Genomic DNA, 16911 nt, shown 5'->3' on the forward strand with positions numbered 1-16911 from the left:
CTATAATCAACCTACAGCGGTCATGCTTTCCATCTGGTATACCAAAGTCATTGTAAAACAGTGGTTACAGGCATTTTATATGTGCCTAACTAATAGGGTATCCGCTGTATCCCTCTTCCGTCAAACCAAGAGAGATATTTTAGGATTAATTATTGAAAGTGCCTAATCGTAAGACTTTCAGAACTTGGCACTTGGTTTGCCCCCCTCTGGCAGTGCCTACAATTGATATGGACTGATAGCGCCTTTGTCGGAAAAGATTTTATCTAGTGGGTGGAGCAGACCTTGGGCTGGAACTTTGGAAGTCGTCAGCAAAAAAGACGGGCAGAAGGGCTTCGAGATTTTACCGCGACGTTGGGTCGTTGAACGTACCTTTTCTTGGTTTGGTCACTATCGTCGTTTAAGTAAAGACTATGAATATTTACCTAACACTAGTGAGACAATGCTTTATTTCGCTATGATCAGTCTCATGCTCCGGAGGCTTGCCTAAAACTTTTCAAACACTTTCTAAAGCATTTTTAACAGAATCGTGGAAAATATCTTTGGCTGGCATAGGTTGCTAGAATTTAATTCTAATCTATTCGAAAAGCTGGATTAAAGATCCCATAAGTGTAAGAACTACAAACATAAATCTAAAACTTTCTAGCAAAACTTGATCCGCCGTCAGTGATACCCATAATTTGCTTGGTGATCGCCAAGAATTTCGAGGAAAAGATTAATTTTGTCTGGGGCATGGAGGGTGTAGGAATGCATTAGGTTGGGGGTAAAAAAGTCGGCAACAAATTAGTTAACTCTAACCATTGTTCTAGGCTTAAGTCTTCCGCCCGGGCAGTGCTCGGCAAAGCTAACTGCTCCAATAAAGTAGTCAACTGTTCCGGGGCAATTAATCCCTTGAGGTTATTGCGTAACATTTTACGGCGATTGGCGAATCCTAAGCAGAGAAGTTGATCCAGTAAGCGACGATCTCCTGGTAATTGCTCGACGGGGTAAGGGGTTAAACGAATGACAGCGGAATCCACTTTAGGGGGTGGCGTAAAAGCTTTGGGGGGTACATCCACAATCCAATCCACCCTGGCTAGGTATTGCATCCGTACCGATAGGGCACCGTAGGCTTTGGTGCTGGGTTGGGCCGTTAACCGTTCGGCAATTTCTTTTTGCACCAATAAAACAATGGTTTCAAAGCCTGGTACCCTCGGTTTTTGGATGGTACCCAACAGTAGTTCCAAAATCGGACTGGTGATGTTATAGGGAATATTAGCGACCACTTTATTGAGGGGAGAAAATTGAGGAAAATCCTGTAATAAAGCGTTTAAATCTAGTATTAATACGTCCCCTTCGAGGAGCAGAAAATTTTCCCGTTGCCCTAACTTTTTGCGTAATTTAAGGCATAAATCCCGGTCTAGCTCCACCGCCACCACCGGATTCCCCGTAGCCAATAGCTGTTTAGTTAAAACCCCCATGCCAGGGCCAATTTCCAGCAGGCGATCTCGTAGAGATCCGCTTTGCGGTGCGCCGGACTGAATATCTGCGGCCGCCACAATGGCCTGTAAAGTTGGTTCATGGTTTAGCCAATGTTGGCCAAAGCGTTTGCGGGGTCGAAAAGCCATAAAATTCTAATCAATGCTTGGTTTACTACCCTGCCGGGGCAATGCCAGAAGCCCATTGTACAATTTGTCCTATCCCCCATCCTTGTTTCAACTAACTTAACTCCGTCAATCCTTTCTCTACCCGTCCAGGAAAAATCTTCTAGTTCTTTTGTTATGGCCTACCGTTTGGTTGTTGCCCCAGAGCAAATTATCGAGGCTACTGTTACCCTAACCACGGCCCAACTCCACTATCTGCAACGGGTATTGAGACTACAAAAGGGCGATGGCTTTATGGTGTTGGACGGCGGCGGCGGGGTATGGCGGGCCCAGTTAAATGATTTGGCCCATGGCACAGCCCAGTTATTAGAAACAGTGAGCGAACAGAATGAATTACCTCTACCCGTCACTTTGGCGATCGCCTTGCCGAAGGGCAGTGGTTTTGAAGAAATTATTCGTCCCTGTACGGAGTTGGGAGCCACAGCGTTTCAACCTTTGTTGACGGAACGTACCCTATTAAAGCCCAGTCAAAATAAACTTGAGCGCTGGCAACGCATTGTCACGGAAGCGGCGGAACAGTCGGAGCGGCAATGGTTACCCCCGGTGGCAGCCCCGTTAACGTTTGGGCAATTTGTGGAGAAAGTTGCAGGGCCAGAAACCCTGGCCTTGCTCTGTGTGACCCGTTTAAATAGCCCCATGCTTGGGGCATACTTGAAACAGAGTAATTTACCAGCCCAAATTGTCTTGGCCACTGGCCCAGAAGGGGGATGGACGGATAACGAAATTTCCCTGGCGATCGCCAAAGGGTTTCAGCCGGTGTCCCTTGGTAAACGCATTTTGCGGGCGGTGACGGCCCCCACGGTGGCCCTAGCCCAGATCAATGCTCTGTTGGAAAGCTAATTTTTTTGGCCCTTTTCCCTATGTATAAAGCCATTGCCGATGCCATTGACAGCCAAGACCTGGCCACAGCGGAGCAACTGTTGGCAGCGATGGAGGGGGAGAGTTGGGAAAATCCCATGACGGCCTATTACCAAGCTCGGCTGGCGGAAGCCCAAGGAAATTTGGATGAGGCGGAGCAAAAATTTCGGCAATTGTTGACTACTAGCCATAGTCCCCAACTAGTGGCCAAAATTAGGGCGGGACTGGGTCGCATTCAAGCCCATCGCCAAGCAGAATACCAGGCGGCCATTGAGGACGCTAAGGCAGATCCAGAGGCCCAGTCGGTGGGCATTTTTGTGTTGGAACCGGTTCCTCCAGCGGAAAAGCAAGCCAAGGCAGTACAGTTTGGCAAAATTATGGCCATAGACCCCTACACCGCTCGGCTCCAATTACCCAGTCGGGCGTGGCGGCTCTATCGCACCGGGGCGATCGGGGAATTGAACCATTACCATCAGCAATGTCAGGCCGCAGGGATTCCTAGTTTTTCGGTGGCGTTGGCGGACATTTTGGCGGTGAAAGTTTTCCCGATTTTCCACATTGAAAGTTTGTCCCCAGAGGTCACCGTTACCTATCGGATTAGTCGAGAAGAAGAAGGCACTTTTAGTTTTAGTTGGCAAGATGTCAGTCAAATGGTGGAGGGTTTATTACCCATTTTTGAGGAATGTGTGGATGTGAATATGCGGGGCAAAATCCAGCGCAAAACGGAAATTTTAGATTACGCCCACATTTGTGATTTACATTTACCGCAACAGCAAATTATTCTCCGTTTTTGTGACCAAATTTATGAGTTTACCCGGGGAATCAGTCTAGACACTGCTAACTCTAGTAAGGAGAAGCAAGGAACTTCCCACCAACAATGGCAACAACTGAGCCGCATTTGGCAAACAAATTTACCAGGTAAGCCGGTCTGGAAGGAGTTCAAAGCCTTTGCAGAAACGGCCCTAGATTTTCAGGAATTACTCAAATCAGTGGAGCCCCACATTCCCTTTCTACGGCGGGAAGATACCAATTGGGATCGGGCTTTCCATCTCTACAGCACCCTGGCCTTCTGCCGCGATCGCCGTTTGGAATGAACAAACCTCCACATTCGTTGACAAGACAATGCAGCCGCATTACCATCGGCGTATAGTTTTATGGGCTGAGGGACCACTATGGCGGGAATATTATCCCCATGTTCAGAATCTACCCTGACGGATCGCTATCAGACCACAGTGCCTGACCCGGTTCGCAAAGCCTTGGGGTTGAATAAGCGAGATAAAATTTGCTACACCATTGAAGCCGATGGCAGAGTGTGGATTGCCAGGGCTGAACAGGCAGAAAATGATCCGGTGCTGGGGAAATTTTTGGATTTTTTGGCACAGGATATGGATAAAAATCCTCAGCATATACAAGCGGTCAGTTCTGAGTTGGTTGATCGTCTGCAATCGCTAGTCTCCGATGTTGATGTAGATCTAGATGCGCCATTGCTGGACGAGGATGAATAGATTTGCCAATAGATAAGCCTTTATTGATTAATGGGTGGAAGATATTTGCCCATCCCCTATTTCTTGAGCAGGTTGAAGAACTTGTGGCCCAGGTTGAATATCTGCGTCAAAAGAATCCCAAAGATTATAAAAAGAAAAATGCTACCAAGCGTCTAGCGGCGATCGCCAAATTAGCATTTGAGGTTATTCCCCAAGATCCCACCCGCCATGAATATCGACAGGGAAATACCCTTGGAAATGATTATAAACACTGGTTTAGGGCTAAATTTTTTCAGCAGTATCGTTTATTTTTTCGCTACCACCAAGAAAGTAAAATTATTCTCCTCGCTTGGGTTAATGACGAAGACTCAAAACGTGCCTATGAAAGTAACACAGATGCCTATAAAGTCTTTAGAAAAATGCTCGAAAATGGCCATCCTCCTGATGACTGGAATGATTTACTTACCGAGGCTAAACGTGTTGGCGATCGTTTACAAAAAATTGCCGAAGTTGAGCCTTAATTTTCCCGTCTTTCACACTGGCGATCGCCATTTGGAATCAACAAAAATGTTTTAACAATGTTAATTTTTCTCTCAATCTCTCAAGATTGGGGTATTTAGAATCTGATTCCTTCGATATTGAGAACCCAGGTAGACTTCTCAAATATACTCTTTAGTATGTACTTGTGATAATATTGGGATAGCCTTATTATTATGCATTTCAGTGTACTCATGAAGTTAGAGCAAAATATTTGAGGCAATTCAAACATTTCGTAAAAGTCTAAAATAATGTGATAACTATATAATGGATGATAGCTTTAGTATGAAAAACCACACAATCTCCCAGAACCCACAAACTACTTTTATCTACTTGCACATATAATGATGACTGACTATCCTACCAATTTATTTGAATTATCAACAGGCTTTCTAGACCACAGAATAATAAAAGAATTTTATGTTTATACAGTTTGTATTGAGAGAGGTAGATGGAGCGACATTGAGTATGATGTGATACATGATCTACATATAGTAGAATTCAATTCTTTTACAGCTTTGATAAAGATAACAAATCGTGACAAAGTTGAACCAATAATCATAGTGCCAAGACAGTACTGGAACCTCATAAGACCTTTCAATAACTTAAAAGAAAAGTGTGAAAGATTTTACACTTTTGATGATCTGAAAGAATCTATTTACACAAAATGCTTTGTTAGCGTAGATAGTATAGATAAGATATTTCGTAGTATTCTTACCGCGCAAAAAATAACTGAAGAACAACATAATCAGTTAGAAAAATACATAAACACGATTGAGGATTTTTGCAGAATGTTCATGCCAAAATTTGAGTCTATCAATGATTCATTAATGAGTGATGAAGAGTATTCAGAGAAAGTTTATAAAGAATTTTCATCACCCAGGTATGACTCTAATGAGCAGAATGAGCAGAGGTACAAATACAACTATAAATACGGAAAGGTAGGTGAAATGTATATAATGAATAGCATGGCAAGTTTATTTCACCAAATGCATTCAATCGAAGAAAGCATAAAATTTTTGTATGAAAAGAAAAAAAGTGATGAATATATCAAGGAGCTCTGTGAAAACAAACTAATGGTGACCATAGAAAGTGAATTAAATGTATGCCGAGAACGCCTTAGAGAGTTAAAAAAGAAAAATATTTATATTTCACCAAAAGTATTCGATGGTCTATATGAAAAATACTTAATGTCAGACTATCAAGAAGAAGACGCTCGATTATATGCTGATTATAGAGAATCTAATCAAGGGCAAGAATATTTTGCCCCTAATGATGACTGCTACCTCCCACTTGTTGATGATGGTCAATACTCTTAGTTTGAATCATAATTAACACCAAATGATAGCTTGATTAAACTTTAAACCGAGAGTGCCAAAAAAGCTAACTAAGAACTGTCTGAAATCCTTTATTTTTTCATTGACATAACTTGGATTTAGACAAAATTTAAATCTCTATTTCAGAAAAACATAAACCACTTTAAAAATAGATAATTTAACTTGATGATCAGACAAACGTTGTTTAATCATTGGTTTTCCTCTCCCCAATCGGAAGGAGAGTCAATGCGGAAGGCGATCGCCTGGGGATAATATGGGGAGTGGTAATTTTGGGAGTTGCAGTTGAAAATCCCTTCCCATCTCTTGAAGAAAGAACAACTAGCGGTCTATTGGGGCTTGACCCTACTGCCCTTCAACGCCGTAGCGGGGTTACTGCCACTGCTGTTTGCGAGCCTGAGCCCCTGGTTTTTCCATGGCAAAAAATTAGCGAGCCTACCCCTGGCCAAAGTGTGGGCCGCCCTGACCCTATGGTTTTTACTGACCACCATCACCGCCCATGACCGGGGAGAAGCCCTGTTGGGATTGGCCAACTTTGTGCCCTATTTCATAGTTTTTCTTGCCTTTAGCCAAGTAATTTGCCAATTTAAGCAACTCAATACCCTAGCTTGGCTGTTAACTGCTAATACCGTGGTGTTAGTCATCATCGGTTTTGGACAAGTCTATGGCGGCTGGGCCACCCCCAATTGGTTAGTGGCGATCGGTACTAACTTGGTGGCCGGGGGCAGACCAGAAGGGAGAATGTCTTCCCTATTAATGTATGCCAACCTATTTTCCGCTTGGTTATTGATGGTATTTCCCCTCAGTCTGGGGCTATTGATCCAATCCGTCCGTCGTTGGCATTTCACCGCCCCCAGTAACCGCTTCAATCTTCCTCCCCTGGTATGGGCCCTGTTAGTAGCTTGCATCCTAGAGGCGATCGCCTTAGTGTTGACCGGTTCCCGCAGTGCTTGGGGCATTGGGTTACTAATTGGCATTGCCTACGCCATTTATTTAAGTTGGTACTGGTTAGTGGCCCTGGCTGGGGGAGCCACTGCCATGGTGTTATGGGCATCCTTTGGCCCCTTTGGCAAAGAACCATTGCGACAGATAGTGCCTAAATATTTTTGGGGCAGATTATCCGATGAACTTTACCCCGACCGTTACCGCACTGCTCTTCGTAGCACCCAATGGCAATTTAGCTGGGATATGTTCCTGGACCAACCCATTTTTGGCCAGGGCTTGCGGAATTTTACCCCCCTGTACCAAGCCGCCATGAACGTTTGGATTGGCCATCCCCATAACTTGGTGCTGATGATGTTGGGGGAAACGGGCTTGATCGGCACTGCGTTAATGCTGGGAGCGGTGGGCTTCATTCTGGCCCAGGGCATGGTGCTACTGATTCACCTCAGTCGTGGTGGCGGTTTTCGCCGTCGGTCCCAACATTTATTACTGCTGTCCTATGGCATTGCCTTTGCCGCCCTTTGTTTATACAACCTATTCGATGTCACCATTTTTGATATGCGGAATAATGTCTTGGGCTGGATTTTCCTAGCGGCGATCGCCGGGGTGAGCCAACGGTATGGAACCAAATTAGCCCAGGGTGATCCGGCAAAATTACAGGTGCCTGGGTAAAAGTCGTTGCTTTCAGGTTCTCGATGTTCTGGTCTACCATGGGAAATGTAGCAAGGTGAAATTAATTGCTCAATGCCGGCCATTGCCGATTGACCCTTCCCAATAAACCCCATCGCCCTCCGAATTTCCCATGACCTCAACTACCCCAGAGATTGAAGCCCTCGCCGCCGACATTGGTGAACAAATTGCCATTGACGTGGCCAAGTGGAATTTATTTTTGGCCGAAGCCCATTTGCATATTCCCCTGGCGGAAAGGGTTTATCCCCTGTTGGAGAAAGATGAACTGGGGCGGGCTGGGGTGGAAGCCGCTCTGAAGGATTTGTCCGTGGCGATCGGTGGGGGCAAAGTGAACATTTCCCTACTGGATGCCCTTTCCAGCACCATGGTTAACCGTTTGCTGACCCTGTTGGAAGAATATCAAAGTAAGAATTTTTAAACTTTTTCCGCCCTTAAAAGCTAGTAAAAATTCCCATTTGTTCAGTGTTTTTGCCATTGTCCTTAGAACGTGTTTGGAAAGTTTTATTCCGCCCCCTAAATCGACCCACTAAAGCTCCGGCAATAATGGGGGACTTTCACCCAGTTTCCCCCCAAATTTGGGGGGCCAGGGGAGCTTTTAAAACATGCTCTTAAACCTAGGCAACCTAAGCAAAGATTAAATTTTCATTCACCACCAAGCCCATTAACCATGGCCAGCACCCCCATCCAGAGCGAAGCTCGTACCGACCTAGAACCTAGCTTTGTCATTCCCCTCGTACTGCTGTTTGGAGCCATACCGATTTTCTTTCTACAGATGTGGGTCGGCCTGGCGATCGCCGTGTTTGGTGTTTTTTTAATGGTGCAGACCGCCATTATCAAACTCAGCTTTACGGCCACCGCGTTGGAAGTGTACCGTGGGAGCAAGTTAATTCGTTCTTTTCCTTACACAGAGTGGCAAAACTGGCGAATCTTTTGGGAACCCGCTCCCATTTTGTTTTATTTTAAAGAGGTCAAGAGCATCCATTTTTTGCCGATTATCTTTGACCCCGGCACCCTCAAAGCTTGTCTTGAGCGCCATTGTCCCCTCCAGTCCCTACGTGCGGAATGACCCCAGAATTGAATCCTAATTTTCCCGAAGAAACTACCTCCGATGCTTGGCTGACCCCAGCAGATGCCGGCCAGGATGGTGATGCCCAGGAACCGGCGGAAGATGGGGGAGAAGAAGGAGTAGTGTCGGAAGAACTGGCCCTGCCTGAGGACTTACCTCCTATGGATGCCATGGTGGCGGCAGTGGAAGAAATGACTCCGGTGGTGGTGCCCGAAACTGTACCAGAAACAGAAACCCCAGCCTTAGAGGATTTGGTCGCCCAAAAGACCGCCCTGGAAAAGGACATTGCCGCTCTGCAACGGGAAAAAGCCCAGTGGTATGGCCAGCAGTTCCAGCAATTACAGCGGGAAATGGCCCGGTTAGTGGAGGAAGGCACCAGGGAATTAGGGCAAAGAAAAGCAGCTCTGGAAAAGGAAATTGAGAAGTTAGAGCGCCGTCAGGAACGGATTCAACAGGAAATGCGTACCACTTTTGCCGGGGCTTCCCAGGAGTTGGCCATCCGCGTGCAGGGCTTTAAGGATTATTTGGTGGGGAGTTTGCAGGATTTGGTTTCCGCCGCCGACCAGTTGGAATTAGGGGTGGGGGACAGTTGGGAGTCTTCCTCTACCCATGGGGATGCGATTATTGAAAATGCCGACCCAACTCCGGTGGTGAGTTTTGCGGAGCAGGGTTTTAGTAGCCAAAAACGACAAATCCAAGCTTTGCTGGAGCAATACCGCACTCGCCCTGATTATTACGGTCCCCCTTGGCAGTTGCGTCGTACCTTTGAGCCAGTCCACGCCGAACGGATTGAGAATTGGTTCTTTACCCTGGGCGGTCGGGGAGCAATCCTCAGTTTAGACAGTCGTTTACAAAATATTTTGGTGGGTTCAGCGGCGATCGCCATTTTGAATCAGCTCTACGGCGATCGTTGTCGGGCGTTAATTTTGGCGGCCACCCCAGAAAGATTGGGGGAATGGCGACGGGGTTTACAGGATTGTTTGGGTATTTCCCGCAGTGACTTTGGCCCAGACCGGGGCATTGTTTTGTTTGAATCGGCCAATGCCTTGATCCAGCGGGCGGAAAGATTGGTCGGCGATCGCCAAATGCCGTTGGTGTTGGTGGATGAAACAGAGGAACAAATTGACTTAGCCCTGTTGCAATTCCCCCTTTTACTGGCCTTTGCACCTAGTTACCAAGTCGGAGGCAGTAACTATTTTTCTTAGTCCAATCAAAGTCTAATTAGCCCGGCCATTCCCCTAACTTTTAGCCTTGGATGCTGGTCAACTGGGGACAGAGTTGAGCAAAAACTTGTTTAATCGTCCGGGCAGTGGTCTCAATATCCGCCATGGTGGTTTCCCGGCCAAAGGTGAGACGAATACCCGCTAGGGCCTGTTGTTCCTGGTAACCCATGGCCAACAGTACTGGGCTGGGATTAAGTTTGCCGGAATTACAGGCGGCCCCGGCACTAATGGCAATACCTTCCCGGTTCAAAGCCCGCACCAACTGTTTCCCGGTCAGCCCCGCAGTGCAATGGCGACGGGATTGGACAACAAAGCTAACGTGATGGGGCAATCGATAAAGGCGATCGCCAGTGGGGGTCAAAAATTCGCAGTCGGCCAGCAGGTCGAAGCAACGGTCCCGCAGGGTTTGTAACCTAGTCATTTCCTCGGCCAATTCATGGTGGGCCAACTTGGCGGCTATCCCCAAACCAACAATGGCCGGCAGGGGAGGAGTACCGGATCTTAAACCTTGTTCCTGCCCTCCTCCCATGAGTAGTGGGCCAATGGCCAGGTCGGGATGAATGTATAAAGCCCCAGCACCCTGAATACCATAAAGTTTGTGACTGGAAAGGGAGAGCAGATCCACTGGTAAACGCTTAACGTCCACTGGACAGCGCCCCGCCACCTGCACTGCGTCGGTGTGGAAGGGAATATGTCGTTGCCGAGCTATACGACCCAATTCTTCGATGGGTTGGAGGGTGCCTACTTCGCTTTGGCCGTAAATAACGGAAATTAGTACTGTATTGCTTTGTATTGCTTGCTCTAGTTCCAGCGGATTCACCCGCCCCTGGGCATTCACCCCTAATCTAGTTACTTGCCAGCCTTGGTTTTCTAGCCATCGCACTGGTTCGGCGATCGCCGAGTGTTCCACCGTGGAAATGATTAAATGTTGGGGACTGGGGTAATTGCGGGTGACCCCAAATATGGCTAGATGGTTGGCTTCGGTGCCACCGGAGGTGAAAACAATGCTGTCGGGGTGGCTAGCGTTGAGCAGTTGGGCCACTTGCAGACGGGCGGTTTCTAAGGCCAAGGCGGCCCGGTTACCCCAATGGTGCAGACTAGCGGGATTGCCCCAACTTTGGTCCAAAAAACTTTGTACGGCGGCCTTTACCTCTTGCCGGGGCGGAGTGGTGGCACTGTAATCGAGGTAAATTTTCATGGCACATTGATCAGGTAACGGATAACACTCTTCCTATGGGATTGATCCCATTGTAATCTTCCTCAACCCTTCGGCGATCGCCTAGCAAATAATTATCATTGCAAACTGGGCGAAATTTGGCTGATCATTGCCGATAAAATATGGCGATACCTTTATTATTGACTGCTGCCCGTTCATGAAACCAATCCACAGATACATCAGATTAATATTATCTAAGGATCAAGACTTACTGTTTTTGTCGCTGTTGCGTACTTTTGAGAAGATACTTTCCAAGTTGTTAGCCATCTGCCTGATGGTGGTAGTTTTTGTTGCGGTGTTCGACCTATTTAAGGTGCTAATTATCGAATTGCAGACGGAACCCTTTGGCTTTTTTAATCGGAGTTTAATTGAGATTTTTGGTTTATTTTTAAATATATTGATTGCCCTGGAACTGTTGGAAAATATCACTGTTTATCTGAAAGATAATGTTATCCAAGTGGAATTGGTGATTGTGACAGCTATGATTGCGGTGGCCAGGAAAATTATTATTTTTGACTTTGGCAAATATGAAGGCATGGATTTATTAGCTTTGGGCTTTGCCATTGTCTGTTTGGCGGCGAGCTTTTGGATGGTTAAGAAGTTGAATGTTAATAATAAGCACTAACTTAGTACAAAGTTTGACAATATTTGGCAATTTTCCCATAGGGGCAATGACTCCAATTCCTGCCAACTAATGCCCTTGGCGATCGCCAGTTGTAATAGGTTCATACTTTCCCGGGCCCGTTGCCCAAACCAGTGGGCGCTGATAATCCGGTCTTGGGAGTCCAATGCCAGTTTATACATCCCCCGTAGGTCACAGTGGTCGCTGTAGGGTTCAAAGCCTCGGATGATTTTTTCGGTGTAGTCTGTGCAGGCGGGGTCCCCGATACGATACCAAGGGGGGTCTAGGTCAATGAGAAAGGGGATTTGGCCGTAGTTAATTGGAGTGGTATTTTTTCCCAAAACCTGGTGGACCACATACCTGGCTTCCTGCTGGGCAATGGCAGGGCAATGGTAGCCCTTTAACCAGTCGCCACAGGCATAAATTTGGCTATGGGCGGTTTGCAAATGATCATTAATGCTGAGGTATGAACTATCCTTCAATGTTTGATTAAATTCCGGCAGATTAGCGAGTAAATTTCCATACTTCAGCGATCGCCCTATGGCGAGCAAATTATCCACGGCTAGGTGATGGCGAGATTCTTCGGAACCATGGTTGAACTGGATGCTATAGGTGCTTTTGTCTTGATTGTAATGGGAAGTTAAGTTAGTGCAATTAAACCAAAATTCAATGCCTAAACTAGCCAAATAGCATTGCAGAAGGCTAGCCATTTCCCGGTCTTCCCCTGGTAATAGGTAACCATTCCGACTCAGGATGGTGACTCCATGGCCCAGTTTGGTTAGCTTCTGGGCAAAAACCAAATTTTCTGGCAGTGTCCCCACGATGACCCATCTTTGAGGCATTACCTTATCCGAATTCGGACCAGGAATGGCAAGGACATTCGAATCTTTAGAATCGGCTTTGCCACTGGTGAGTAGATAGCTTTCCCCCTCTAAGGTCCGCTCCTGGGTTTGACATAGCAATCCTGATGATTGTGAGAAAATTCCCTGCCCTACCACCACATCAACTCCTTGGGCTGCTAGCAAGCGTAACTCTTCCCAAAAGTTTTCCTCCCCTAAGTCCCCATGGCGATCGCCAGACCAACCCTGTTCCCAACCCTGGGTGACTAGGGCAATGCGGGCTGTGGGATATCGTTCGATGCAACTATGGGCTGCCGTTAGCCCCTCCAGACTGGCCCCGATAATCACTAGCTGGTACATAAATTAACCTTTGACTGGTAATAGGCGATCGCCAAACCTAGGGATTAATCACCGTTTCTAGTCCTAAATTTTGCAGACTTAAGGCCGCCTGTTGAGCATTGAGAGGATCGCTAAAACTACCTATTTGTAATAACCGTTGCCCATTGAAGTTGGTGAAAAAAGCGCCAGGATAGGCTGCTTTAACCTGTTGTTCTTCTACTGGGGAAGTAATCAAGGCCATTACCCGGTAAGAAGTGGCATTGGGGGTGAAGCTCAGCGCACTCGGGTCCGGCACTGGATTGGGACTGGCGGGCGGCGGTGGTAACAGTTGAGTCTGACTCACCAACAGAGGAGGCTGAATGGGAATAGCTTGGACAGGGGCGATCGCCGAGATACATAAGCAGGCACCAAGGACGGCGATCGGAGAACGGTAATTGATAACGATGGCCATGGGCAAACAATTAAAGGGGGAATAATTCTCTTTCCTGGCAATTCTACCCCTAGCCTTGCTGCTGCGCTGATTTGGTGGGCTGGAACCTTCACTGTCCGGGGGTTAGCTTATATTAAGAATGTGATAATGAATGTTTCCGCATTCTTGAAGGGATATGGCAAATGCCAAGACAGAGGTGGGATTTATTTCTGTAGGTAAACTGTGATGACCGTCATAATTTCCAAATTTCGAAACAATGATCATTGACCGTTTACGTTTAGCTCATCGTTATGGGTTGGGATTGGTTGTCCTCATTCCCGTAGTGGCGATTTAGGAGGGAATATCTTCTTAGAAGGCTAAGGGTTGGGGAAAAATGCAAACTTTGTCAAAATCCCCAGAAGTGCAATAAACATCCCCGAAATGAGAACCCATAAGCGGTTGTCCTGTTTATCAGCCTGTTTTTTGAGGTCTGATAGGTTGGATTCTATTGCATTTAACCTTTCATCGATCCGAGCCTGATTAACGTCGATTTTTTTATCAAGCCCATTGATTAAGTCTTTCAGTTCCTGTAGATCGGAATCAGTTATGGTTGCCATGATGAGTTAGACTCCTTGTAGACATTAGATGTTGGATTTTTGCCCCTAGATGGAGAGAGTTTACAGCTTCTTCTTTTCTGCTTTTAGGGTAACGGATCAGACTCGGTCCCACGACTGCTATCAAACTATGTGACCCTTTTTGATGGTGAAAGAGTAAGAATCACATAACAACTTCTTCCCTATGTTCCTCCCTTCCCCTAACAATTTATCTGGGCTTAACCAAAATATCCTCGAAGAACTTCTGCGGGATAAAAGATCGCCTAATACCAGGAGGACCTATGCCAAAGCGTTAAAGGATTTTTTTCTCACCATGGCCGGCGAAGAACCGTCCCCAGATGTCATTGCCTGGTTTTTGAGCTTGGATCATTTCCAGGCGATCGCCATGGTTTTACGCTATCGAGCAGAGTTACTAGCCAAGGATCTCAAACCAGCCACCATTAATGTGCGATTGGCAGCAATTAAAAGCCTAGTGAACTATGCCCGGCGGGTAGGAAAATGCCAGTACACCCTAGAAGATGTGGAAGGTTTAAAAGCAGAAACCTATCGGGATACCACCGGAGTTAGTCCCACTTCCTTCAAACAAATCACCGACCACATTACCCCTGATTCCCTCAAAGGTAAGCGGGATTTAGCCATTATGCGTTTGCTCTGGGACAATGCCCTGCGGCGGGCGGAAGTTTGTGGACTTAACGTCGGGGACTATCAACCAACAGAGCGGCAATTACTAATTAAAGGCAAAGGAAAATTAGGCAAACAGGCCATCACCCTCAGCGCCAAGGGCATGGCTTTAATCAACCAATGGTTAACTGCCATTGGCCCCCGCCCAAAAAATGAACCCCTATTTTGCACCCTAGACCGGGCAACTTTTGGCCATCGTCTTAGTGGCAATGCCATCTATAACCTTGTCCGCACCAGTGCCGAATCCGCCGGCATTCATAAAGTTATGAGTCCCCACCGAGTCCGCCACAGCGCCATCACCGCCGCCCTAGAAGCCACCAATGGCGATACCCGCAAAGTGCAAAAACTCAGTCGCCACAGCAATCTAAATACTCTGATGATCTACGACGATAACCGTCACCAGCACCAGGCTCAAATCACTGATATTCTGGCGGATCTGCTCTAAATTTTCTGGCTTATGGGAGAAATTACCGAAATTTCTTCAATTTTTCTAGCCAAACTTTTCCATCATCGTTTTAGCCCGTTTATGGTTGGCGATCGCCTGACGAAATTCAGCCTTCTGCTTAGCCTGTTCCAGAATTGCAGTCCAGGCCTCTTTGTCCTCTATATAGTGTTCGAATAAAGCCTCAAATAAAACTTCCCTGCTCAAACCTTCCTTCGCACAGAGCTTGGTGAGCCGCTCCATCATCTTGCTCTCCAGGCGAATGGTGGTCTGCTTGGTGGAAAAATTTTTGCTGACTTTGCTCACAGAATTTAAGTTACTAGACTTCGACATACTTAAAGTTTTTGAATAATTTACAATTGCTTGCCTAAGTTTACAGTAATCTACTAGCTTTTAATTTTTATAGTCTAGATACCTAGATAACTAAAATTCTAAACTCTTAAGTTAAAGTATTTAAGATATTTATAATTCTAGCAACTAAGGTTGCTTTTGACAAAATTTTTTCTACTATCGACCGGGCGAAAGATGAAAGGTTATTTACTGGGAGACGGGGTCAAGGACGTTTTGAGGTGAGAGCAAAATCGAGATCTGCCCTATGATCAAGATTCGAGCAACAGAGAAACTAACCTATGCCAAACATTGCCGTTATTGGGGCGGGGGTTGTAGGGGCCGCCATCGCCTATGAGCTGAGTCTCATGTCAGGCTTAACTATTGACCTGTTTGATGCCCAAGAACCAGCCCAGGGAGCTACCGGAGCGGCTCTAGGCATTTTGATGGCAGTCATTAGCCAGAAAACCAAGGGCAGGGGTTGGCGATTACGGGAACAGAGTTTACAGAGATACCGCACGCTTTTACCGGAACTAGAAACTGCCACAGGCAAAACCATTCCCGGCGATCGCCAAGGCTTAGTAAAAATTCTGCTGGAGGCGGATTGGTCCCGTTGGCAACAATTGCAAGCTGTCCGTCGGAGCCAAGGCTATCCTCTGGAATTGTGGACTAGGCCGGAAGTTGAGCAGAAATTATCTGGTTGGCCTTTGGGTTACGGGCCCATCGCCGGAGCAATCTATTCCCCTTGGGATTGGCAAATTCAGCCCCAAGCCCTCACCCAACGATTAATTGAAGCAGCTCAACAACGGGGAGTGCGTTGTCATTTCCACCAAGCTGCTCATCCTTTGCCTGTTGCCGATTCTATCAATCACTGCCAGAACATTCAAACTAACCAAGCCAAATTTCCAACGGATTATGTTGTGATCACCGCAGGGCTAGGCAGTAACCTCCTGATCAACCCCAACAGCGATAACAATGAGTCGTTGCAGTTACAGCCGGTGATTGGCCAAGCCTTTTTGTTGCAACTTGCTGATGCTGATAATCCCCTGAAAAATTCTCCTTGGCGATCGGTCCTGACCACTGAAGATATTCACCTAGTTCCCCTGGCCAATGGCCAATTTTGGTTGGGGGCCACCGTCGAATTTCCCTCTGACTGTGCCAACGGAGAACCCAATGTCCAACTAAGGGAAAACCTTTGGCACCAGGCGATCGCCTATTATCCATTTTTGGAACGGGCGGAAATTATTAATTATTGGAGTGGTAAACGTCCCCGGCCGGTGGGGGAAAGTGCGCCAGTAATCCGTCCCCTAGATGGCTATGACAATGTTCTATTGGCCACTGGCCATTACCGCAATGGCGTTCTCCTCGCCCCAGGTACAGCCCAGGAAGTAAAAACTTGGTTGAAGGCAAAGTTAGCCTAGACAACAGACCGCATCCTAGGCCGGAGGGAAGTTCTAAGTTCAGTGTGAATAGCGTAAATTTTCCACTTATAGTAGTTTCAAATAAAGCTGAGACGCTAAACGCCACAGTAAGAACGGATAATTTCATCAAGAGACGTGTCAATAGGAGCGTACATTCTAGCTCGTTTCAAGGCACTAAAGTCATGCTCAATATCATTTAAATCAGGAGAATATTTCGGCAAAAAAAG

Annotated in this window: 19 protein-coding genes and 1 pseudogene; 13 read left to right on the top strand and 7 right to left on the bottom strand. The window is 46.6% G+C overall.

What is annotated here, in order from left to right; translation table 11 throughout:
* Positions 1–183: 183 nt before the first annotated feature.
* Positions 184–487: pseudogene (locus tag H6G46_RS01845) on the top strand (transposase); the annotation flags it as partial.
* Positions 488–749: 262 nt separating this feature from the next.
* On the opposite strand, the gene rsmA reads toward H6G46_RS01845, so the two are convergent.
* Positions 750–1604, bottom strand: a complete 855-nt coding sequence (gene rsmA, locus H6G46_RS01850; protein ID WP_010871296.1) for a 16S rRNA (adenine(1518)-N(6)/adenine(1519)-N(6))-dimethyltransferase RsmA — start codon at positions 1602–1604, stop codon at positions 750–752.
* Here rsmA and H6G46_RS01855 point away from each other — a divergent pair.
* The 9 genes from H6G46_RS01855 to H6G46_RS01895 all read left to right on the top strand — a co-directional run bounded on the left by H6G46_RS01855 (position 1569) and on the right by H6G46_RS01895 (position 9756).
* The gene (locus H6G46_RS01855) at positions 1569–2480 is read left to right on the top strand and encodes a 16S rRNA (uracil(1498)-N(3))-methyltransferase (RefSeq protein ID WP_010871297.1); all 912 of its coding nucleotides are present in this window, start codon (positions 1569–1571) and stop codon (positions 2478–2480) included. The genes rsmA and H6G46_RS01855 overlap by 36 nt on opposite strands.
* A gap of 20 nt (positions 2481–2500) precedes the next feature.
* Positions 2501–3592, top strand: a complete 1092-nt coding sequence (locus H6G46_RS01860) for a hypothetical protein (protein WP_010871298.1) — start codon at positions 2501–2503, stop codon at positions 3590–3592.
* A 78-nt stretch (positions 3593–3670) separates the two neighbouring features.
* A complete protein-coding gene (locus tag H6G46_RS01865; RefSeq protein ID WP_010871299.1) occupies positions 3671–4003 on the top strand; it encodes a type II toxin-antitoxin system PrlF family antitoxin in 333 nt (110 codons plus the stop codon).
* Between the two features lie 23 nt (positions 4004–4026).
* Positions 4027–4503, top strand: coding sequence for a type II toxin-antitoxin system YhaV family toxin (locus H6G46_RS01870; RefSeq protein ID WP_173327402.1), 477 nt, complete (start codon positions 4027–4029; stop codon positions 4501–4503).
* 363 nt (positions 4504–4866) lie between these two features.
* Positions 4867–5838, top strand: a complete 972-nt coding sequence (locus tag H6G46_RS01875; RefSeq protein WP_223211319.1) for a hypothetical protein — start codon at positions 4867–4869, stop codon at positions 5836–5838.
* A gap of 300 nt (positions 5839–6138) precedes the next feature.
* Positions 6139–7467, top strand: coding sequence for an O-antigen ligase (locus H6G46_RS01880; protein ID WP_020861361.1), 1329 nt, complete (start codon positions 6139–6141; stop codon positions 7465–7467).
* Positions 7468–7597: 130 nt separating this feature from the next.
* Positions 7598–7903, top strand: a complete 306-nt coding sequence (locus H6G46_RS01885; RefSeq protein WP_010871303.1) for a DUF3181 family protein — start codon at positions 7598–7600, stop codon at positions 7901–7903.
* 249 nt (positions 7904–8152) lie between these two features.
* Positions 8153–8551, top strand: coding sequence for a DUF3119 family protein (locus H6G46_RS01890; protein ID WP_010871304.1), 399 nt, complete (start codon positions 8153–8155; stop codon positions 8549–8551).
* Complete coding sequence (locus tag H6G46_RS01895; RefSeq protein WP_010871305.1) at positions 8548–9756, top strand: DUF3086 domain-containing protein; 1209 nt, start codon at positions 8548–8550, stop codon at positions 9754–9756. Before H6G46_RS01890 ends, H6G46_RS01895 begins: the two co-directional genes overlap by 4 nt.
* 40 nt (positions 9757–9796) lie before the next feature.
* Here the strand turns inward: H6G46_RS01895 and H6G46_RS01900 are convergent, their stop codons facing one another.
* Entirely contained in the window at positions 9797–10972 is a 1176-nt protein-coding gene (locus tag H6G46_RS01900; RefSeq protein ID WP_010871306.1) for a cysteine desulfurase family protein, read from the bottom strand.
* A gap of 175 nt (positions 10973–11147) precedes the next feature.
* Here H6G46_RS01900 and H6G46_RS01905 point away from each other — a divergent pair, with 175 nt between their 5' ends.
* Positions 11148–11615 carry a phosphate-starvation-inducible PsiE family protein gene (locus tag H6G46_RS01905; RefSeq protein ID WP_010871307.1) on the top strand — a complete coding sequence of 156 codons (468 nt, stop codon included), beginning with the start codon at positions 11148–11150 and terminating at the stop codon, positions 11613–11615.
* Here the strand turns inward: H6G46_RS01905 and H6G46_RS01910 are convergent.
* The 3 genes from H6G46_RS01910 to H6G46_RS01920 form a co-directional block, all read right to left on the bottom strand.
* The gene (locus H6G46_RS01910) at positions 11612–12811 is read right to left on the bottom strand and encodes an NAD(P)/FAD-dependent oxidoreductase (protein ID WP_010871308.1); all 1200 of its coding nucleotides are present in this window, start codon (positions 12809–12811) and stop codon (positions 11612–11614) included. The genes H6G46_RS01905 and H6G46_RS01910 overlap by 4 nt on opposite strands.
* 37 nt (positions 12812–12848) lie before the next feature.
* Positions 12849–13241 carry a hypothetical protein gene (locus tag H6G46_RS01915; RefSeq protein WP_010871309.1) on the bottom strand — a complete coding sequence of 131 codons (393 nt, stop codon included), beginning with the start codon at positions 13239–13241 and terminating at the stop codon, positions 12849–12851.
* Between the two features lie 335 nt (positions 13242–13576).
* Complete coding sequence (locus H6G46_RS01920; RefSeq protein WP_010871310.1) at positions 13577–13816, bottom strand: hypothetical protein; 240 nt, start codon at positions 13814–13816, stop codon at positions 13577–13579.
* 181 nt (positions 13817–13997) lie between these two features.
* Here H6G46_RS01920 and H6G46_RS01925 point away from each other — a divergent pair, with 181 nt between their 5' ends.
* On the top strand, positions 13998–14939 hold the full coding sequence (locus H6G46_RS01925) for a tyrosine-type recombinase/integrase (protein WP_010871311.1): 942 nt from the start codon (positions 13998–14000) through the stop codon (positions 14937–14939).
* Positions 14940–14984: 45 nt separating this feature from the next.
* Here H6G46_RS01925 and H6G46_RS01930 read toward each other — a convergent pair whose 3' ends face one another.
* Positions 14985–15242, bottom strand: coding sequence for a ribbon-helix-helix protein, CopG family (locus H6G46_RS01930; protein ID WP_223211320.1), 258 nt, complete (start codon positions 15240–15242; stop codon positions 14985–14987).
* Between the two features lie 323 nt (positions 15243–15565).
* Here H6G46_RS01930 and H6G46_RS01935 point away from each other — a divergent pair, with 323 nt between their 5' ends.
* The gene (locus H6G46_RS01935; RefSeq protein ID WP_010871313.1) at positions 15566–16684 is read left to right on the top strand and encodes an FAD-dependent oxidoreductase; all 1119 of its coding nucleotides are present in this window, start codon (positions 15566–15568) and stop codon (positions 16682–16684) included.
* A 95-nt stretch (positions 16685–16779) separates the two neighbouring features.
* Here H6G46_RS01935 and H6G46_RS01940 read toward each other — a convergent pair.
* On the bottom strand, positions 16780–16911 hold a 132-nt coding region (locus H6G46_RS01940; protein ID WP_190759818.1), incomplete at its 5' end, for a transposase.

The sequence above is a fragment of the Synechocystis sp. FACHB-908 genome (assembly GCF_014698595.1).
GTDB lineage: Bacteria > Cyanobacteriota > Cyanobacteriia > Cyanobacteriales > Microcystaceae > Synechocystis.